Genomic DNA, 20,942 nt, shown 5'->3' on the forward strand with positions numbered 1-20,942 from the left:
GATATAGTCCGGCGCATGCCAGTACCCGCACCCAGCGCCGACGCCCGCGCCGTGGTCACCGGCGCGTCCCAGAACATCGGCGAATCGCTGACCACCGAACTCGCGGCCCGCGGACATCACCTGATCATCACCGCGCGCCGCGAGGAGGTGCTGCGGGCGCTTGCCGACCGCCTGGTGCAGCAGTACGGCGTGACGGTGGAGGTGCGACCCGTCGATCTGGCCGACCCCACGGAGCGCACGAAGCTGTGCGACGAGTTGGCGACTCGCAACATCTCGATCCTGTGCGCGAACGCGGGCACCGCGACGTTCGGTCCGGTGTCGTCGCTGGATCCGGCGGACGAGAAGGCGCAGGTCCAACTCAACGTGTTGGGTGTGCACGACCTCGTGCTCGCCGTCCTGCCAGGAATGGTGCAGCGCAAGGCCGGCGGGATCCTCATTTCCGGCTCGGCGGCGGGCAATTCACCGATTCCCAACAACGCGACCTACGCCGCCAGCAAGGCGTTCGTCAACACGTTCAGCGAGTCGCTGCGCGGCGAGCTCAAGAAGGACGGCGTGCACGTGACGTTGCTAGCACCGGGACCCGTGCGCGAGGCGCTGCCGGACCCCGACGAGCAGTCGTTGGTGGAGAAGGTGATTCCGGACTTTCTGTGGATCTCCACGCAGTACACCGCCAAGCAGTCGTTGGATGCATTGGAGCGCAACAAGATGCGCGTCGTCCCCGGTGTGACCTCGAAGGCGATGTCGGTTGCGGCGGGGTACACGCCGCGCGCGATCGTGACACCGATCGTCGGCGCCGTCTACAAGAAGCTCGGCGGTAGCTGAGCGTTTCTCCTGGCGCCGCGAAATTGCATTCCGGCAGTGCCCTTCTCGCACTTTCGCTGCGGGAATGCAGTTTCGGCGCCACTAGCGACGACGACGGCTGCGCCTGCGCCCGGTGCCGAAGATGCTGCGGGTGATCTCGCGGCCGATCACCGTGCCCGCCGAACGCATCGCGCTCTTGAACGCCGGGCTGTTGACCACCTTCTCCACCATCGACGGCTCGGCGGTGTCGGGTGAGCTCACCTCACCGGCGACTGGAGGCAGCGGAGGTGGCAGCGTGTCGTACTGCGGAACGGGCTCGGGTGGCGGGGCCAGTTTCGCGTTGAGCCGTTCGTAGGCCGACTCGCGGTCGATGGTCCGACCGTATTCAGCTTGCAGCACACTGGCTTTCGCGGCGGCGGTGATTGCCTCTGGACCGATGGTGTCCATCAGCGACCGCGGGGCTCGCATCCGGGTCCATGCCACCGGGGTCGGCGCGCCCTTCTCTGACAACACGGTGACGATCGCCTCGCCGATACCGAGCGATGTCAAGGCCGACTTCATGTCGTACACATCGGTTTTCGGGTACGTTCGCACGGTCTTGGACAGCGCCTTGTCATCGTCGGGCGTGAACGCGCGCAACGCGTGCTGGATTCGCGCACCGAGTTGGGACAGCACATCGTTGGGGATATCGGTCGGCAGTTGCGTGCAGAAGAACACGCCGACTCCCTTGGACCGAATCAGCTTCACCGTCTGCTCGACCTGTTCGAGGAACGCCTTGGACGCGTCGGCGAAAAGCAGGTGAGCTTCGTCGAAGAAGAACACCAGCTTCGGTTTGTCGAGGTCGCCGACCTCCGGAAGCGTCGCGAACAGGTCGGCTAGCACCCACATCAGGAATGTCGAGAACATCACCGGACGGGCGGCCTGGCTGCCGAGCTCGAGCAGTGTGATGATGCCGCGGCCCTGCTCGTCGACCCGCAGCAGGTCCTCGGGCTCGAGTTCGGGCTCGCCGAAGAACGTGTCGCCGCCGTCGGCCTCGAGATTAATCAGCGCCCGCAGTATCACACCAGCGGTCGTGGTGGACACCGCGCCGAGCGCCTTGAGTTCGGGCTTGCCCTCGTCGCTGGTGAGGTACTGGATCACCGCGCGCAGGTCCTTGAGGTCGAGCAGCGAAAGCCCCTGCTGGTCTGCCCAGTGGAAAATAAGGCCAAGCGTCGACTCCTGCGTAGCGTTCAGCCCGAGCACCTTCGACAGCAGAATGGGCCCGAAGCTGGAGATCGTCGCCCGCACCGGCACCCCGATACCCGCGGTGCCCAGCGACAGGAACTCGACCGGATAGGCCGTCGACGCCCAGTCATCGCCGGTGTCGGCGGCCCGCGCGGTGATGTTGTCGTTGGCCTCGGCGGGCCGCGACAGCCCCGAGAGGTCTCCCTTGACGTCGGCCATCACGCATGGCACGCCCGCGGCCGAGAGCTGTTCGGCCAGCAGCTGAAGAGATTTCGTCTTGCCGGTCCCCGTGGCGCCGGCGACCAGCCCGTGGCGGTTGACGGTGGCCAGCGGAATTCGCACCTGCGCGGCCGGGTGACACATCCCGTCGACGACGACCGCGCCGAGCTCCATAGCGGCCCCTTCGGCGGCGTAACCTGCGGCGATCTGCTGTGCGGGGGTGGGCGTGGACTCACTGGCCATGGCTGGCACCCTAACGCCCGCGACGCACCCTACGGACGGGGTGCAACGGGCCACATGCAGCGGCAAGGCTTAATGTGAGCGTCGTGCGTGACGAACTGGTGTGGATCGACTGCGAGATGACGGGCCTGGATCTCAAGACCGACCGGCTCATCGAAATCGCGGTGCTGGTGACAGACGCTGACCTCAACATTCTCGGCGACGGCATCGACGTCGTCATCCACACCGACGACGAAGCGTTGGCGTCGATGATCCCGGTGGTCACCGAGATGCACACCCGCTCGGGGTTGATCGACGAGGTCAAGGCGTCGACCCTAACGGTGCCCGAAGCCGAGGAGCTGGTCCTCGACTACATCCGCACCCACGTCAAACAGGCCAAGACGGCGCCGCTGGCCGGCAACTCGATCGCCACCGACCGCGGCTTCATAGCCCGCGACATGCCCAAGCTCGACGACTACCTGCACTACCGGATGATCGATGTGAGCTCGATCAAGGAGCTGTGCAGGCGCTGGTATCCCCGCATCTACTTCGGCCAGCCCGAGAAGGGCCTCGCGCACCGTGCCCTCGCCGACATCCACGAGTCGATTCGCGAGCTGCAGTACTACCGCCGCACCGCCTTCGTGGCCCCACCCGGTCCGTCGACCAGCGATATCGCGGCCATCGCCCAAGAACTGGGGCCGCCGAACGAGAGCGCCACGGACATCGATTCGGCCGCCGAGCGTTCGAGCGGTTAGTATCGACGTCGCCGCTGTGCCCACCAGGGTTCGCGGCGATGGTGGCTGTAGTTCAGTTGGTAGAGCACCAGGTTGTGATCCTGGCTGTCGCGGGTTCGAGTCCCGTCAGCCACCCCGATATGGGTCAGGGAGCGAATCTTCGCTCCCTGACCCTTTTTCGGACCGTCGGTAGCTTCGAAGCGCTATTAATGTGCTCATGGCGAGGCTTTGGGCGTATCTCCGCCCAGGTTTCACTTTCGGGTGGCGCTGAAGGGCCTTTCGGCGCTGAAGCCCATGGGCCCCTCAGCCGCTCACATCAGAGGTTGGCGTTGCCGGCCTTCCACTGATCCCACGGGATGTTCCAGTCCCCGAGACCGTCGGTGCCCGGCAGCGTCGACCCGACGGTGTTGACGATCTCGACGACGTCTCCGCGCTTGGAATTGTCGTGGAACCACCGCCCATTGCTCGTGCTGACGTTGATGCACCCGTGGCTGACGTTGCTGTAGCCTTGGCTGCCCACCGACCACGGCGCGGCGTGGACGTAGATGCCGCTGTAGGAAATCTGGGTGGCCCAATCCACCTCGGTGCGATACCCGTTGGCGGAGTTGACCGGAACGCCGTAGGTCGAGGAGTCCATCACCATGTGCGAGCGCCGGTCCCCGACGATGTAGACGCCGTTGTTGGTGGGCGTGCTGTTCTTCCCCATCGACACCGGCATGGTCTTGATCACCTCGCCGTTGCGCTTGACCGTCAGCGTCTTCGTGCTGTCGTCGATGCTGGTGATGACTTCATCGCCGATCGTGAAGCTCGTGCTGACGTTCTCCTGACCGAAGAGGCCGTCTCCGAGGTCGACGCCGTAGGTGTTCACCGCGACGTCGACCTTCGTGCCGGGCTTCCAGTAGCTCGCGGGCCGCCACCGCACCTCTTGGTTGTTCAGCCAGTAGAACGCGCCCTCGACCGGAGGATCGGTCTTGATTTTGATGGCTTTCTGCGCGGCCACCCGGTTGGTGATGCTCTCGTCGAACCGGACGGCGACCGGTTGTCCGACGCCGACCACCTCACCGTTGTTGGGCAGCACATACGGCATGGTCAGGTTCTCGGGCGAATGGGTCTCGAAGGCCATCCGCCGGGTGGTGGCGCCGCCGAGCCCAAGCGATTCGGCGGTGAGCGTGTAGCGCTTGTTGTAGCCGAGTGGTTCGGTGGTCGACCAGGTCAGTCCGTCCGGGCTCAGGACGCCCGCGACCGACTTGCCGGACTCGTTAACCATGGTGACCGATTCGAGCACGCCGTCCTCCGCGCTGACGGTCACCGGTGAGTCCACACTGACGCCCACGGCGCCGTCGGTCACCGACGCGGTCAGCTTCGGGACGAGCAGGTCTCCGAACGGAGTTCCCTTGTCGTCGATCACCTGGGGTTGCGGCGGCGCTGAGTTACCGCCGCATGCGGACAACGCGAGCGCCATGGCGGGGATCAGCGCAACGGTCACCAACCATGCACGTCGACGCGGACGGGCCACTGAACGGACTCGCCACATTGCTACTCCACCTCACAACCAGGGACTACGGGATCGATGATTCTTGGCAACAGTCTAAGGGCAAAATCGGGTCCGGGTTGCGACGCGGACAACGTCGAAGCGAGGTCCGGGCCGGAGATTTCGTCCTGCACAGCAAGTCCTGTTATTGTCGCACCCGCGCGCCGTTAGCTCAGTTGGTAGAGCAGCTGACTCTTAATCAGCGGGTCCGGGGTTCGAAACCCTGACGGCGCACAAGCTTCGTTTGAGTGCGACCGTGACAGTGCGTCACGGTCGCGTTCTTTTTTCCCACGCGGTGACGCGCGCAAACGTCCACGGCGACGTTGCCGGATTACGGTTGCGTAAATTCTGGACATCAATTTGCTGTCGTGTGCGGAATGTGTGCTGTGGACTACATAACGCAGCTTATGGAGACAAAGATCTCACCTTCACCACCGTTGCGGAGACGCTGGTCCACTAGACCTTCTATGGTTCAAGCTGCGATAAAAGAAGCCGGTCTGCTACAGTCACGTTAGCTGATCTACGAGAAGCACCAAAACAGCAAAAAGCCGGAAGGAAAAAGGGACTTAGCTGATGGCGCAGCCTAGCGGTTCATTTGCGGCAGACGGAGCGGGCGCGGGCGCGTCAGCCGAAGTAACTGCCCAGATTCCGGTCGCTGTGCACAGCTGCAACCGGCTCGGCCGGGTCGCCAATCCTCCTGGTTTCTCGTTCTCCGACCTGTTCCGCACGCCGCGACGGCGCTGAGAGCGTTCGCTCAGTTCTGCCGGATCCGGCGCACGACGAGCACGAGCGCAACGACTCCGACGCCGGCAAGCGACACCGCCACTGCGGGTTTCGTCACAAATCGGATTGCCGCCGACTTGGCGTCGTCGAGCAACCGACTGGGGTTGGCACGCTCGGCGAGGGTGTCCACCGTCGCCGCGAGTTGCTCCCGAGCCTGGTCGATGTCCTGCTTGATGGTCTCGGGATCGCGGTCTGCCACGTGCGCCTCCAAGCCGTCCAAGTCGGTGCTCCCAGATGGAGCCTGCCGATCTACCCTAGAGCAGCCCGCGCTCGCTGTAGCGCACCGGTCGACAGAAGGGATGCCCGCGCATGCCACAGACTCCGCGACTCGAGGTCGGCGATAAAGCCCCTGCGTTCAGCCTGCCGGACGCCGACGGCAACACCGTCAAGTTGTCCGACTTCAAGGGCCGCAAGGTCATCGTGTACTTCTATCCGGCGGCCTCGACCCCCGGCTGCACCAAACAGGCCTGCGATTTCCGCGACAACCTGCATGAACTCAACGACGCCGGCCTCGACGTCATCGGCATCTCGCCGGACAAGCCGGAGAAGCTGGCCAAGTTCCGCGACAAGGAGAAGCTGACCTTCCCGTTGCTGTCGGACCCGGATCGCGAAGTGCTCACCGCCTGGGGCGCTTTCGGCGAAAAGACGATGTACGGCAAAACCGTTCAGGGCGTGATCCGGTCGACGTTCGTCGTCGACGAGAAGGGCAAGATCGAGGTCGCCCAGTACAACGTGCGGGCCACCGGGCACGTCGCCAAGCTACGACGCGACCTGTCCGTTTGAGCCCAGGTTCGCCAGCAGCAGGGCCTCGGACACCGCGGCGCGTTCCAGCACCCCGAGGTGCAGGCTCTCGTTGACGCTGTGCGCCTGTGTCGCAGGGTCTTCCACGCCGGTCACCAAGATCTTCGCCGACGGGAATGCGTCGGCGAACTCGGCGATGAACGGGATCGAACCGCCGACGCCGGTGTGGACGGGCTCGGCGCCCCACGCCTCCCGGAAGGCCGCTCGGGCAGCGTCGTAGACCGGGCCGCTGGCGTCGATGGCGTACGGCTGCCCGTGGTCGCCCCGGGTGACGGTCACCTGGGCACCCCACGGGGTGTGCTGCTCGAGATGGCGGGTCAACGCCTCCATGTGCTGTTCCACGTCTGCACCCGGCGCGATGCGCATGCTGACCTTGGCGCGCGCTCGCGGGATCAAGGTGTTGGACGACTTGTCGATCGGCGTCGTGTCGATCCCGATGATGGTGATCGCCGGTTTGGCCCACAACCGTTGCGGTACTGAGCCCGAACCGATTTCGGACACGCCCGCCAGCAGGCCGGTCTCTTCGCGGACACGCTCGGGCGGGAAGTCGACGTCGGCGGCCACACCTTCGTGCAGGCCGGCCACCGCGACGTTGCCGTCGTCGTCGTGCAGGCTGGCCAACAACCGCACCAGCACGCTGACCGCGTCGGGTACGACGCCACCCCACAGCCCGGAGTGAAGGCCGTGATCGAGGGTGGCCACCTCGACGACGCAGTCGACGAGGCCGCGCAGCGACACCGTCAGTGAGGGCACGTCGGTGCTCCAGTTGTCGGAGTCGGCGATGACGATCACGTCGGAGGCCAGGGTGTCGTGGTGCGCGGCCAGCAGTCGCGACAGTGACGGGGACCCCGACTCCTCCTCCCCTTCGACGAACACGGTGACGCCGACAGGCGGATTGCCACCGTGTGCGCGGAAGGCCGCCAAATGTGTTGCGATGCCCGCTTTGTCGTCGGCGGTGCCTCGACCGTAGAGGCGTCCGTCCCGCTTGGTCGGTTCGAACGGCGGCGAAAGCCACTGCGCTGGATCGCCTTCGGGTTGCACGTCGTGGTGGGCGTACAACAACACCGTCGGCGCTCCCGCCGGTGCGGGATGGCGCGCGATGACCGCGGGCGCACCGCCTTCGCTGACGATCTGCACATCACCGAAACCGGCGTCGCCCAACAGCTTCGCCACCGCGTCGGCGCTGCGTTGCACCTCGCCGCGCCGCGCCGGGTCCGCCCACACCGATTCGATGCGCACCAGATCTTCCAGATCGCGCCGAACCGCCGGCAACACCTCACGCACCCGCTGGACCAGATTGCTCATGGCGACGACACTAGCGGGTCAGTCATTCACCGCGAGCGACCGCGAAGAGCCGCAATTCCGCGGCGTGTCGCGTGCCGACACGGTCGCTCGCGGAAGTTCGACGCTAGCGCTCTTCGAGGATGGCGACCGCGGCGGCGGTACCCGCCTCGTGGGTCAACGACAGGTGAATCGTCACGTCCTTCAGGTGCTCGGCAATCGCGCCGGACAGCCGAACCTTCGGCCTGCCCCACATGTCGGTGATGACCTCGATGTCGCGGTGGATACCTTCGGGCAGCACCGGCCGCTTGGAGAACCGCGACCCCGACCACGCCTTGATGACGGCCTCCTTGGCCGCCCAGCGCGCTGCCAGATGGCGGGCCGCCGACGAACTCTTGTCGGCGGCGTCGCGCCGCTCACCGGGGGTGAACGTCTCGGCGAACACCGTCCCGGGCTGGTCGACCTGTTCGGCGAACTCGGGAATGGAGACCAGGTCGATCCCCACCCCGACTATCGCCATGGGCCGAACGCTATCTCATACCCTTCGCTCGTCGCGCAAGCGCTCATCGCCCGCTTCCGCCGGGGACATACACGTCGTCGTCGCCGAGCCGCGATGCCGGATCGAGAAGCATGTCGGCTTCCTGCCGCTTCTCGGGGGCGTCGTGGCCGAACCGGCGGTCGGCCGGCTTCTCGTACAGCGACTTGCCGCCGGCGATCGCCGATGCCAGCCGGTGCTGGCCTGCCAGCACCCGGGCATCCGCACGCTGCTTGTAGTCCGCGCGCTGCTCGGGGGTCAGCGCGGCCAGGAACGCCTGCGGATGCACCAGCGCGATCAGACCGGACACGTGGCCGAAGCCCAGGCTGGTGATCAGCCCCGCCTTCAGCGGGAACGAGCCGCCGAAGTGCAGGGTCTCCCGCAGCCACACCATGTGCGCGGAGCCGGCGAGCTCGTCGTCGACACAGTCCAGGCTGCGGTTGGGCGGGATGACGCCGTCGCGCAGGATCTGGCACAGCCCCATCATCTGGAACGCTGCGGCGCCGCCCTTCGAGTGACCGGTCAGGCTCTTCTGCGACACCACGAACAGCGGTGCGCCGTCGGAGCGGCCCAGCGCGTCGGCGAGCCGCTCGTGCAGCTCGGTCTCGTTGGGATCGTTGGCCAACGTCGACGTGTCGTGCTTGGACACCACCGCGATGTCGTCGGGTCCGACGCCGAGCTCGGCCAGCGAGTTCGCCAGCTGCGACTTGCGACCGCCGCGGCCGGCGGCCAACGCACCGAGGCCCGGCGCCGGGATCGAGGTGTGCACACCGTCGCCGAAGGACGACACGTAGCCCACCACCGCGAGCACGGGCAGCCCCATCTTGAGCGCGAGGTCACCGCGCGCCAGCAGGATGGTCCCGCCGCCCTGCCCCTCGACGAACCCCAGCCGACGACGGTCGTTGGCGCGGGAGAACTTCGAGTCGCTGATGCCCCTGGCGCGCATCATCTCGGTGTCCGCGGTGGCGGCCATGTCGCCGAAGCCGATGACCGCCTCGAGAGTCGTATCGTCGTACCCGCCCGCGACCACGAACTCGGCCTTGCCCAGTTTGATCTTGTCGACGCCCTCCTCGACGGAGATGGCCGCTGTCGCACACGCCCCCACCGGATGGATCATCGCCCCGTAACTGCCGATGTAGCTCTGGACGACGTGTCCGGCGACGACGTTGGGTAGCACCTCCTGCAGGATGTCATTCGGCTTGTTCCGGCCCAGCAGGTTGCCGTGATACATGGTCTGCATCGACGTCATGCCGCCCATGCCGGTGCCCTGAGTGCTGGCCACCAGGCTCGGATGCACCCAGCGCATCAGCTCGCTCGGGCTGAAGCCAGCCGACAGGAACGCGTCGACAGTGGTGACGAGGTTCCAGATCGCCAGCCGGTCAATGGAGTTCATCATCTCCTGGCTGACGCCGTAGACCATCGGGTCGAATCCGGTCGGAATCTGCGCGCCCACCGTGCGGGACAGCTTGACCTTCCGCGGAACCCGAACCTCGGTGCCGGCCTTACGGGTCACCTGCCAGTCGCCGCTGCCGGGCACAGGGGCGATCACGGTGTGCTCCGGATCAAACCTCAGGAACCCGCGGGCTTCGGACTCCGACGACACGACGAACGTGAAGTCCTTGTCGAGGAAGACCGAAACCAGAAGCGGTGAGGAGTGATCCGGGTCGATCGCTCCGTCGTCGACCCACTCGCGGATGCCGACCCGCTCGACCACGGCGTCGTGGTAGCGCTCCACCAGCTCGCCCTCGTCGACCAGCTCACCGGTTTCGGTGTCGTACCAGCCCGGCGTGGGATCGTCCTCCCACTTGACCAGCCCGGTCGTCCACGCCAGCTCGAGAACGCCGGCGGCCGACAACTCGTTCTCGACCTCCATCTCGAAACGGGTTCGCGAGGAACCGTACGGCCCGAGTTCGGCGCCGCCGACGATCACCACCATGTCGGCGGGATCGATGTCGAGGTCGGCCCACTCGGGCGCCGGGGCGGACTTGAAACCGCGTGGCGGCGACGGCAGGGCGCGCACGGTGCCCTCGGGATCGGTGTCCTCGGTGAGGCTTTCGGACACCATCTCTTCGCGGGCCTTGGCGGCCAGCTCGGCCATGTCGATGTCCACATCGGCCAGCCCGCCGGTGAAGTCGGCCTGTAGCGGCTCACGCGCCGCGGCGACCTTGGCCTCGATGTCGCACAGCCCGAGCAGCATGTCCGCCATCTCGTCGGTGCTGAACGTGCGCACTCCGGCCTCTTCGACCGCACCGACGATCGCGTCGTTGTGGCCCATCAGACCCGTGCCCTTGGTCCAGCCGATCAGCGCATGCGCAAGCGAAACCCGCTGCGCCCACGACGATTCGGCCTTCCACCGCGAGACCAGAGCGTCGAGCGAGGACTTCGCCTCGCCGTAGGCGCCGTCACCGCCGAACATGCCGCGGTTCGGCGAACCGGGCAGCACGACGTGCAGGCGTGCGGCGATATCGCGCTCGGCGCCGATGTGGGACAGGCCGGCGATCAGCCGCTGCACCGCCCACAACAGCACCTTCATCTCCATCTCGGCGCGCGACCCGGCATCGGACAGGTCGCCCGCCACCCGTGGAGCGGCGAACGGGAACAGCAACGTCGGGGTCTGGGCGTCCTTGATGTGGATCGACTGCGGCCCAAGGCTTTCGGTCTGCTCGGTGCCGACCCACTGAACCAGCGCGTCGATGTCGGTGTAGGACGCCATGTTGGCGGGCACCACCCACAGCTTCGCATTCCAGCGGGCGTGGTCGCGGTAGAGCGTCCGATAGAACGCCAGCCGGTCGTCGTCGAGCTTGGACGTCGTCGCGATGACGGTCGCACCGCCGTCGAGCAACTGCGCGACCACCGACGCCGCGATCGAGCCCTTGGACGCGCCGGTGACGACGGCGACCTCGTGGTGGTAGCGGCCGGTGCCCGGATTCTCGGCGCCCGCGGCCGCGCGACCGTACAGCGAGGCGTGAATGTTGCGACCCGCCGCCAGCGCCTTACCCTGCCACCAAGTGGCCTGCGTCCCGACCACGTGGCCTGCGCCCTCGAAGCGTTCCGAGAGCCGCTGCCAGTCCCTGTCGATATCGTCCTCGTCGTACAACCACAACCGAGCCAGATCCTCGCGGGCGCTGGCCCAGCGGTCGTCGAAGAGCACCGCCTTACGACCGTCGAACACGGGAGCCACCAGTCGCGGCCAGTCCGAACCCAGTTCGGCGGTGACCAGATCGATCAGTTCGGCGTCGGTGGCCTCCGGCACCGGGGCCGGGGTGTCCAGGCCGAGCTGGCCCAGGATCATCCGCGCCGCCGAGGCGAGCACGCCATCCGGACCGGTGACCCGTTCGGCGAACTCGGTCAGCGCGGCGGAATCCACCACGCCTCCACTGCTTCCCGCGGCCGACGGCAGAGACACCGCCACACCGCGGCGGGCCGCCACCGAGGCGACCGCGCTGTCGATGACCTTGTCGACGGTGGCGGCGTCGGCCAGGGCCCCGTCGTGCAGGCCACCCAACTCACCGCCGCGCACGCTGGTCCCCTCCCGGGTGCCCAGCGCCACCTCGACGGTGACGTGCTTGATCCAGCCCGGGCCCAGCTCCCAGGTCTTGGTGACCCGCTCGCCGATGTAGGCCGGGCGCTTACCGGACGGCCCGAAGACGGTGCGCAGCTGGTCGTTGACCGCGTCGGAGAGCACGGGGCCGAACGGCTTGTAGGTCCTGGCCAGCTTGGTGACCTGCCCCTTCAACGCGGCCAGGTCGGCTTCGCCCGCCCCGTCGATCGCGCCGAGGTTGAGCTCGGAGCCGAGGTCGACCAGCAGCTGGTTACGACGCGAGGACGCACCGTCGGTGATCGACTCGATGGAGTCCAGCGGTTCGATCTGGTCGATACGCATCTTGGCCGACAGCGCGATCAGCGCCATGGTGGCGTCGGAGGCGTCGAATGTCAGGTCGTCCGGACGGGGAGCGCCGGCGGGTGCCGCCGGCGCGGGCCCACCGGCGGGTGCAGCCAGCGCGGGGGCGGCCGGGGCGGCCGTCTCGACGGGCGCGGCGGCTTCGGCCGCGGGAGCTGGGGCCGGTGTGTCCTCGAGTTCGGGCTCGGGGTCGGTGTCGGTGGCGAACAGCACCGCGGCGTCGCGCTCGGAGTTCAGCACTTCGGTTGTGCTGTGCGAATACTCGGGAAGCTTGAGCGTGTTGGCGGCCAGACCGGCGACCGTCGGCGCGGACTTCACACCGATCTCGACAAAGCGCTCGATCCCCAGACCGCCCGCGGCTTCCTCGATGAACAACAGGTCCTGCGTCTCGATCCACCGCACCGGGCTGGCGAACTGCCACGCCAGCAACTCGATGACGATCTTGCGGCACAGCTCGCGCGGCTTCTCGTTACGCCAGGTGTCGTAGTCGGCGAGGATCTCATCGAGCGGCTCGGCAGGCACCAGATCCCGGATCTCCTCGATGAAGTCGCGATCCAGCGTGAACGGCCGCGGCACCAGGTTCGGGATGTACTTGCCGACAATGAGATCCGGATCCTGATCGCGCGGCATCACCCGCTCCAGGGAGCGGCGGAAGTCGGCCACGCCGACCCGCAGCACCGAGGAGTGGAACGGCACGTCGATACCGGGCACCAGAATGAACGACCGCTTGCCGCCGCTGATCTCGCGGCGCCGCTCGACCTCCTCCTCCAGAGCCTCGAGGCCGCGCACCGTGCCGGCGATCGCGTACTGCGATCCGCGCAGGTTGAAGTTCACGATTTCTAGAAACTCACCAGTGCGCTCGGAGATCTCGGCGACGAAAGCCTTGACGTCGGCATCGTCGAGGTCGATCTGCGACGGCCGGATCGCGGCGAGCCGGTAGTTCGACCGGCCGAGGTGGTCACGCGGCACGATGTCGTGCATCTTGCTGCCGCGGTGGAACACCACCTCGAGCAGCGCCTCGAGTTCGTAGACGCCGCTGACGCACGCAAGCGCGGTGTACTCGCCGACGGAGTGACCGCAGGCGATCGCGCCCTCGACGAACGCGCCCTGCTCGCGCATCTCGGCGACCTGGGCGGCGGCCACGGTCGCCATGGCAACCTGAGTGAACTGTGTCAAGAACAGCACACCGTCGGGATGGTGGTAGTGCACACCGCTGGCGATCAGGCTGGTCGGGTTGTCGCGCACCACGTGCAGCACCGAGAAGCCCAGCGTCTCGCGGGTGAACTTGTCGGCGGTGTCCCACACCTTGCGGGCCGCCTTGGACCGGGCCCGCACCTCCATGCCCATGCCCTTGTGCTGGATGCCCTGACCGGGGAACGCATACACGGTCTTCGGCGCGGCCAACTGCGCCGTCGCCGACATCACGAGCTCACCGCCGACCTTGGCGCTGATCTCGAGAATCTCGGCGCCGCGGTCGATTCCGACGCGGTCGACGCGGAACTCGATGTCGTCACCCGGCAGCACCATGCCGAGAAACCGCGACGTCCAGCCGACCACCCGAGCCGGCGGCGCGGGCCTGCCGTCGGTGGCGGCCACGACGTGCTGCGCCGCGGCCGACAGCCACATACCGTGCACGATGGGCGATTTCAGCCCCGCGAGCAGCGCGGCGGCGCGGTCGGTGTGAATCGGGTTGTGATCCCCCGACACGACGGCGAACGCGCTCATGTCGGTGGGTGCGGTGACCGTGACGTCACGGCGGCGGCGACGCTGGGTGTCGGTCGCGTTGTCGGTGACCGCACCGCCCGCGCGCGGCGGGTCGCCCAGTTCCGCAGCACCGGTGCGTCCGCGGATCGCGAAGCGTTCCTCGAGTTCGGCCAGCAGCGTGCCCTCGGCGTCACGGATCTGCACCGACACGGGTACGACGCGGCCGTATTCGGTGTCGCTGGCCGCTGAAACCGTAGCGGTGACGGTCAATTCGGCCCGCTCCTTCGGCATCTGCGTCAGCAGGTGCGCCGCGTGGTCGAGGTGGACCAGACTCAGCAGCCCTTCGACGACGGGGAAACCGTCGTCGGTGATCGCCGAGCCGATCGCCGCGAACACGGCGGGCCAGCAGTAGCCGACGAGCGCGTCGGGCACCAGCGTCAGGCCGGGCGCCAGCGGCGCGCCGAACGCGGCGGTGACCCCGGTGTGGTCGGCGACCCGTTCGGGGTCCCAGTCCGCGGTCACCGTCGCGGTGTTGTCGTGCACCGGCGGCAGGGTGTCGGGCCCGTCCACACCGGCGGCGATGGCGAGCACGGAACGCATTGCGGCCGAGGCGTCTTCGACGGTGACCACGGGCATGCCGCCGTTGACGGTGCACGAGGGCAGCGTGAACGGGATGTCGATCCAGATGTCGGACAGCGGGACGCTCAGCGTCACACGCTCACCGTTGAGCTCGAGGCGGGCACCGGTGGACGGATGCGTCGCGTTGCGGTTTTCGTTGGCCTGCCATTCGTCGGGAGCACCGATCCGATGGACGGGGTTGATCGCGACGCGGCCGGCCCACAACACATCGGGCGAATCCAGCACCACGGCAAGCGGACCCGTGACGTCGGCGCGCGCCTGCCGGCGCGACACCACCTTCACGGGTTGGCCGTTGACCGCCACCGCCTCGTCGATGGCGGCCTGCTCGAAGCGGTCGAGCAGCTCACCGACCGGCTCGTCGACGCGGGTGATCCCCGCGACGGCCTGGGTACCGGGGATGATGCACACCTGGTCGGCGGTGTAGCGGGCGTCGTGGGCCTGCCACAGGGAGTCGCTGCGCCACCACCGACGCACGTCCTTGTCGATCACCGGGACGAAGTTGACCGGCTTACCCGGCTTCTTGCACAGCGTGACGAACCACGGCACATCGGCGGGGTGCAGGCGCAGCGTCTCGGCCTCCGGGTAGCGCCCCGCCAGGGTCGCCATGGCGCGGGCCGGATCGTCCAGCAGCGCAGCGTCATTGAACAGCGTCGGGATGGGGCCGGAGTCCTGCGGGTGCAGTCGGGCTTCGGCACGGTGCAACATGTCGGCGAACCGCTCGCGCCAGGTGTCGGCCAGCCACGGGCTGTCGGCCAGTTTGGTGTCGGCGGTGCTGTCGTCGTCACCGATGGCCAACTCGACGTAGCGCTGCAGCCACTGCAGGTACGTCATCTCCCCGATGTCGCCGAAGTACGGCTTGCAGGTGGTGGCCATCGCCGCGATGATCTCGTCGCGCCGCTCGGCCACGGCCTCGGCGTCACCGGCGACCTCGTCGAGCAGCCGGCCGCACCGCGATGCGGCGTTGTCGATCTCGTGGATGTCCGCACCGAGCTGGCTGCGGCTGGATGCCATGCCGCCCTGGGCTTTTCCGGCGCTGATCCAGTGGTCGGTTCCGGTGGTCTCGACCAGCATCTGCTTGACGGCAGGAGACGTGGTGGCCTCCAGCGTCGCCATCGCCGCGGTCCCGACGAGGATGCCGTCGACCGGCATGGCCGGGAAGCCGTACTCGGTGGCCCAGCGTCCGGACAGGTACTCGGCCGCGCGCTCGGGGGTGCCGATGCCGCCACCGACGCAGACGGTGATGTTCGACAGCTTGCGCAGCTCGCCGTAGGTGCTCAGGAGCAGGTCGTCGAGGTCCTCCCACGAGTGGTGCCCACCGGCGCGGCCACCCTCGATGTGGACGATCACGTCCTTGCTGGGCACCTCGGCGGCGATCTTGATGACCGACTTGATCTGGTCGACCGTGCCGGGTTTGAACACCACGTGCTTGATGCCGACGGTGTTCAGTTCGTCGATCAGCTCGACGGCCTCCTCGAGCTCGGGGATGCCCGCGGAGACGACGACACCGTCGATGGGCGCGCCCGACTGACGGGCCCGCTGCACCAGCCGCTTGCCCCCCAGCTGCAGTTTCCACAGGTAGGGATCGAGGAACAGCGAGTTGAACTGCACGGCGCGGCCGGGCTCGAGCAGCGTGGTCAGCTCGGCGATGCGGTCGGTGAAGATCTCCTCGGTGACCTGCCCGCCGCCGGCGAGCTCGGCCCAGTGCCCGGCATTGGCCGCAGCCGCGACGATCTTGGCGTCGACGGTCGTGGGGGTCATGCCCGCGAGCAGGATCGGCGAGCGACCGGTGAGGCGGGTGAACTTCGTCGACAGTTTCACCGAACCGTCGGGCAGCTGCACGGTGGTCGGCGCATAGCTCGACCACGCCGGCGGAACCTCGGGTTCGGCGCCGACCGTGAACAGGTTGCGCTGTCCCACCCGGGTGGCGGCCGGCACGATGCCCACGCCCAGCCCGCGGATGATCGGGGCGGTCAGCCGGGTCACGGTGTCGCTGGGGCCGAGGTCGACGATCCACTTCGCGCCCGCCTCGTGCAGCCGCTCCACCTCGGCGACCCAGTCGATCGGGCGCACGAAGATCGCCTCGGTCATTTCGTGGGCGAGATCGGGGTCGATGCCGCACTTGGCGGCCCACCCGTCGACCACCTCGACACCGTCTGCCAGCCGCGGCGTGTGGAAGCCGACCTCGACCTGCACGGCGTGGAAGACCGGGCTGAACACGGCGCCACCGCGAACCTTGTTCTTTCGCTCGGCTTCTTCCTTCTCAGTGATCTTGGAGCAGTAGAGCTCGAAGCGCCCAAGCTGCTCGGGGGTGCCGGTGATGACCACCGAACGCCTGCCGTTGCGGATCGACAGCACCGGCGGCAGCACCGTGCGCACATCCTGGGAGAACTCTTCGAGCAGTTCGGCGATGCGGTCGGGATCGACGTTGGTCACCGACACCATCGGCGACTTGTCGCCGCGGCCCACCATGCCGCGCCGACGGGACACCAGCGACCCGGCCGCGCCGATCAGCTGCAGCAGCGCCAGGAGTTCGGCGTCTTTGGTGCCGCGCGACCGCAGGGACTCGCAGGCCATAATCCCCTGCGAGTGCCCGGCCATCGCGACCGGCGGGGCGTCGTACAGATCCAGGCCCTGGCGGACGGCGGCGCGGATCGCGGCCATCTGCGCGAGCAGGATGCCGGGTCCGGAGATGGCCGCGGTGATGAGTTGCTTCGTCGCGGGCAGGGGCTCGTCGGCGGCCAGCGCGCGCACCCACTGCAACGGCTCGAAACCGATTGGGCGAACCACGACCAGTTCGCGTGCGACGGGCTCGAGCAGAAGTGCGGCCTCACCGACCACCTCGCTGAGCTCCGACTCGATGCCGGCCGAGCTGACCAACTCCTCGAGGTTCTCCAGCCACGATCCGCCCTGGCCGCCGAAGGCAACGGCGTAGGGCTCGCCGGAGTTCAGCCGATCGACGAGGGCCTGATTACCGGCATGGGCCGCTCCCGCAGTGCGGTCGGTGGTCACCCGGTGCTGCTCGTTGATCGTCACGTCTCGTTATCTCCTCTGTCCCGCGTCTGCTCGTCGTCGGCTGTCGTCTCAGAAGCTCCGATGGCTCCCGGCTTCCTGCCGCGGCGCCACGCGATTCGGCGTCGAATCCGCTGGTCCGGTCGGGCGGTTCCGAGGCCTTCCGAGGTTTTGTCGTGACCTCGCCGAACCGCCTTCCGTGCACTCCAGCCGTACTAAGAGTGTCATAAGAAGCACGCTTGATTTCGCGCCCGAAATGGTTACTGACGGGTTCTACGCTCGGGTAACCAGCGGTTGGATAACGTGCAGTTCGACGCCGGCCGAACACATTCGGGACAAACGTCCTGCATGAAGGTGGTTACGGTTGAGTAGGCAGAAGTGCCCTGATCACGGCGGTTTCGTTATCAAATCGTTATAAAGAAATTTTCGACGCGTCTCACCAGCAGCGTCGCGGAGCTTCGGACGAGACAGACGGGTCCGATCTGTCTTCTCGGAGCCGTCGGCCACCGAGAAAAGTTTGCTGAACGTACTTACTGATCGGTAAGGTTTAGTCCCACTGCCCAAATTGGGGCTTGAGGATGTGGTTGATGTCCACGCCGACCCCCGCGATCGATCGGCTGTCGATCTCGACCTGATGCAGATGGGCGGCCGCGTGTGCGACCTTCCCCGGCGATCCCCAGTTGTGCTGCCAGAAGTACGTTCCGATGCCGTCCTGTAGCGCCCACTCGATCGTCTTCGAGTTGGCATAGACACCGACGCGCTGCTTGCCCAGCACCGCTTCCCAGCCGCGCAGGTACGGGGCCACCTGCTGTTTGTACTGCTCGAAGGTCGGATTGTCGTCGATCGATGCATAGATCGGCGCGCCCTGAGGACCGCCGGCGGCGACGTGCAGCTCCCAGCCGCGTTTCGCGTGGGCCACCCCGGCGTTCTGGCCGCCGAGCCAGTCGGCAGTGTCCTTCTTGCCGTACTGATAGCAGGACGCGATTTTCAACCCGGCCTGGTACAGGTCGCGCGCCTCGGCCAGTTGGATCGGCTTTCCCAACATCCATGCGCCGCCGGGTCGTCGGTCGGAGACGTAGCGAATCGCCCCCAAGGCGCCCGCCGACCGGATGTCGCTGGCCTTGAGCACGCCCGCGGCGTAGTCGAGAAGAATCCCGAGCGGCGCCGCTGACGCGGGTGCGGTGTGCACACCGGCGCCGACGACGAGCGCCGCAGGCGCAGCCACCGCGCCCTTGAGGACGGTCCGCCGCGATATCGGCCACGATGCTGACACGTGCCACAGAATACGACAGCCGTCACAGCAATCACGCCAATGTCACTGGCAACATCTGCTCCAACCTTCGCTCTCTCGGCGCGGCGTTGCCGAGCTAAGCCGAAACGCGAAATCATCGGGTAGCACGGTTCGACGATCCGCCGACCAACCGAGGAGTGACACCCATGGCGCGCAGGCCGCCCACCGCCGCGCGAACCGGCTCGATCGTTATCTCCTGTGCGGTTCTGGTGTTCGCGCTGACGTCCGGATGCTCACCCGGGCAACGGTCCCTCGCCGGGCAGGAGCCACCGAACATCGAACCGCTCAGCTCGGTCGGCGAGGGCGAGGGCCGACTCAACCTGATCGCCTGGGCCGGATATGCCGAAGACGGCTCCAACGACGCGCAAGCCGATTGGGTGACGCCGTTCGAACAGCAGACCGGATGCCAGACCGAGGTGACGCTCGGCAACACGTCCGATGAGATGGTCGGATTGATGCGCAGCGGGCGATACGACGGGGTGTCGGCCTCCGGGGACGCGACCCTTCGGCTCATCTACGCGGGCGACGTGGCTCCCGTGAACACCACACTGGTCCCCCACTACGAATCGATCTCGCCGTTCCTCAAGAACCAACCGTGGAATTCGGTCGACGGTCAGATGTACGGCATCCCGCACGGGTGGGGCGCCAACCTGCTGATGTACAACATCGCGGTGGTGCGGGACGCGCCGAACTCCTGGGCGGCGGTCTTCGACGACGCCGACAGGTACCGCGGCAAGGTCACCGCGTACGACTCGCCCATCTACATCGCCGACGCGGCGCTGTACCTGTCCAAGAAGAGGACCGAACTGGGCATCGAAGACCCATACTCGCTCGACGACCGACAACTCGATGCCGCGGTGCAACTGCTCGAAGAGCAGCGCGAGAACATCGGCGTGTACTGGTCGGACTATCTCAAGGAGGTGGAGGCGTTCGAGTCCGGCGCCTCCGTCATCGGCACCACCTGGCAGGTGATCGCGAACACGATCGGGGCGCGCAACAGGGTTCCGGTCAACACGGTGCTGCCCATAGAGGGGTCCACGGGTTGGTCGGACACGTGGATGATCTCGTCGAAGGCCGCGCACCCGAACTGCATGTACAAGTGGTTGAACTGGATCTCCTCACCGGAGGTCAACGCCGAGGCCGCCGAGTTCTTCGGCGAGGCGCCAGCCAACGCCAAAGCCTGCGAGTTCACCACCGAACGCGACTTCTGCGACATCTACCACGCCACCGATGCGAGCTTCGCCGCCAAGATTCACTACTGGACCACACCGCAGAAGAACTGCGTCGACGGCAGCGGCGACGACTGCACCGACTACGACGAGTGGGTCGAACGATGGCGGCAGATCACGGAGTGAGCGGCCCTCGCTGAGGGGGTCCGTCGGCGTCTGCCATGTGGCGGTGCAGAGCCTCGTCCAGCCGACTGGACACGACCCTGGTCCACACGTTCCGGTACTGGCCCACCATCCGCACGAGCTCATCACCGCTTGCCCGGGTAGACACGTGCGCCGCGCCCAAGTGTGCCGCGACGAAGTCGTCGAGGGCTGCGACGAACTGAGCCGCCAACGCGTCGACCGCGCCGTCGGTGGCCTCGACGATGTGCGACAGCATCTGGACGCATACGAGCGGGTCTGCCGACTGCGCCACCGCCCGCCGCACCGCGGTATCGGTCAACACCGCGACGCCATCGACGACCTCCGCCAAGCCGTACTCGACCAACCGCCGCACCTCATCGCTGTCCGCGCCGATCGCAAGTCCGTCCCCATCCGCTTCTGCCGCCAGGGACGCTCCCTGGGCTTCCGCTTTTATTCGGGAACCCAGCACGGCCCGCTGGATGCCGAGGATGTCGGCAAGGTCTGCACCCTCACGCAGGCTGGCGAAGAACTCGGCGATGTGGGCGGAGTTGAATCCGCGGCGATGCAGCTGGCTGATGGTGCGCAACTGTGACAGGTGGTAGTCGTCGTAGAACGCCGACCGGCCGACCCGGCGCGGCGGATCCAGCAATCCACGCTCGCGATACGCACGAATGTTGCGGGCGCTGACGCCGGAGATCTTCGCCAGCTCGTCGAGGCGATATTCAGCCAACGTCGCGAACCCCGGCGCAGGCGCGTGCCGGCTGAGCCACGCGACGATCCATGCGATCACTGTAATGGCGTCGGCGGTTGCGAGCAAACTATCGTCCCGCTAACTTCTGTCACCCCACGAGCCGATTTCAACGCTTCTATCAGCGTCAATTTTAGTAGCCCCATCGCACAGCTCACCCAAAAGTACTG

The 20,942-nt window shown here is 67.0% G+C and carries 12 protein-coding genes and 2 tRNA genes; 6 read left to right on the forward strand and 8 right to left on the reverse strand.

From position 1 onward, the window contains the following. The first annotated feature begins 15 nt into the window (after positions 1–15). Positions 16–822 (forward strand): mycolate reductase, encoded by an 807-nt coding sequence (gene cmrA, locus AU192_RS13695; protein ID WP_064396959.1) that lies wholly within the window; start codon positions 16–18, stop codon positions 820–822. Positions 823–903: 81 nt separating this feature from the next. Here the strand turns inward: cmrA and AU192_RS13700 are convergent, their stop codons facing one another. Next, positions 904–2,487 carry a helicase HerA-like domain-containing protein gene (locus AU192_RS13700; RefSeq protein WP_064396961.1) on the reverse strand — a complete coding sequence of 528 codons (1,584 nt, stop codon included), beginning with the start codon at positions 2,485–2,487 and terminating at the stop codon, positions 904–906. Positions 2,488–2,570: 83 nt separating this feature from the next. On the opposite strand from AU192_RS13700, the gene orn reads away from it, so the two are divergent. After that, positions 2,571–3,218, forward strand: coding sequence for an oligoribonuclease (gene orn / locus AU192_RS13705; protein WP_064397416.1), 648 nt, complete (start codon positions 2,571–2,573; stop codon positions 3,216–3,218). A 41-nt stretch (positions 3,219–3,259) separates the two neighbouring features. Further along, a tRNA-His gene (locus AU192_RS13710) sits at positions 3,260–3,332 on the forward strand. A 181-nt stretch (positions 3,333–3,513) separates the two neighbouring features. On the opposite strand, the gene AU192_RS13715 is transcribed toward AU192_RS13710, so the two are convergent. Then, the gene (locus tag AU192_RS13715) at positions 3,514–4,731 is read right to left on the reverse strand and encodes a L,D-transpeptidase (RefSeq protein WP_064396962.1); all 1,218 of its coding nucleotides are present in this window, start codon (positions 4,729–4,731) and stop codon (positions 3,514–3,516) included. Between the two features lie 158 nt (positions 4,732–4,889). Between AU192_RS13715 and AU192_RS13720 the strand changes: the two genes are divergently transcribed. Beyond that, positions 4,890–4,962 (forward strand) — tRNA-Lys (locus tag AU192_RS13720). 520 nt (positions 4,963–5,482) lie between these two features. Here AU192_RS13720 and AU192_RS13725 read toward each other — a convergent pair. Further along, a complete protein-coding gene (locus AU192_RS13725; protein ID WP_064397418.1) occupies positions 5,483–5,710 on the reverse strand; it encodes a DUF3618 domain-containing protein in 228 nt (75 codons plus the stop codon). Positions 5,711–5,820: 110 nt separating this feature from the next. Between AU192_RS13725 and bcp the strand changes: the two genes are divergently transcribed. Beyond that, positions 5,821–6,294 carry a thioredoxin-dependent thiol peroxidase gene (bcp, locus tag AU192_RS13730; protein WP_064396964.1) on the forward strand — a complete coding sequence of 158 codons (474 nt, stop codon included), beginning with the start codon at positions 5,821–5,823 and terminating at the stop codon, positions 6,292–6,294. Here the strand turns inward: bcp and AU192_RS13735 are convergent. From AU192_RS13735 to AU192_RS13750, 4 genes are all read right to left on the reverse strand, one after another. Further along, on the reverse strand, positions 6,271–7,617 hold the full coding sequence (locus AU192_RS13735; protein ID WP_064396966.1) for a dipeptidase: 1,347 nt from the start codon (positions 7,615–7,617) through the stop codon (positions 6,271–6,273). The two genes, bcp and AU192_RS13735, sit on opposite strands and share 24 nt — an antisense overlap. A 103-nt stretch (positions 7,618–7,720) precedes the next feature. Beyond that, the gene (acpS, locus tag AU192_RS13740; RefSeq protein WP_064396968.1) at positions 7,721–8,113 is read right to left on the reverse strand and encodes a holo-ACP synthase AcpS; all 393 of its coding nucleotides are present in this window, start codon (positions 8,111–8,113) and stop codon (positions 7,721–7,723) included. A gap of 43 nt (positions 8,114–8,156) precedes the next feature. Beyond that, complete coding sequence (locus AU192_RS13745) at positions 8,157–17,405, reverse strand: type I polyketide synthase (protein WP_064396970.1); 9,249 nt, start codon at positions 17,403–17,405, stop codon at positions 8,157–8,159. 523 nt (positions 17,406–17,928) lie between these two features. Next, entirely contained in the window at positions 17,929–18,654 is a 726-nt protein-coding gene (locus AU192_RS13750; protein ID WP_235630205.1) for a DUF1906 domain-containing protein, read from the reverse strand. Positions 18,655–18,818: 164 nt separating this feature from the next. Here AU192_RS13750 and AU192_RS13755 point away from each other — a divergent pair, with 164 nt between their 5' ends. Continuing rightward, positions 18,819–20,027 carry an ABC transporter substrate-binding protein gene (locus AU192_RS13755; protein ID WP_064396973.1) on the forward strand — a complete coding sequence of 403 codons (1,209 nt, stop codon included), beginning with the start codon at positions 18,819–18,821 and terminating at the stop codon, positions 20,025–20,027. Here AU192_RS13755 and AU192_RS13760 read toward each other — a convergent pair. Further along, positions 20,017–20,754 (reverse strand): MerR family transcriptional regulator, encoded by a 738-nt coding sequence (locus AU192_RS13760; RefSeq protein ID WP_064397421.1) that lies wholly within the window; start codon positions 20,752–20,754, stop codon positions 20,017–20,019. The genes AU192_RS13755 and AU192_RS13760 overlap by 11 nt on opposite strands. Positions 20,755–20,942 lie beyond the last annotated feature (188 nt).

Origin of the sequence: Mycobacterium lehmannii (assembly GCF_001499925.1) — a bacterium.
Classification (GTDB): Bacteria; Actinomycetota; Actinomycetes; order Mycobacteriales; family Mycobacteriaceae; genus Mycobacterium; species Mycobacterium lehmannii.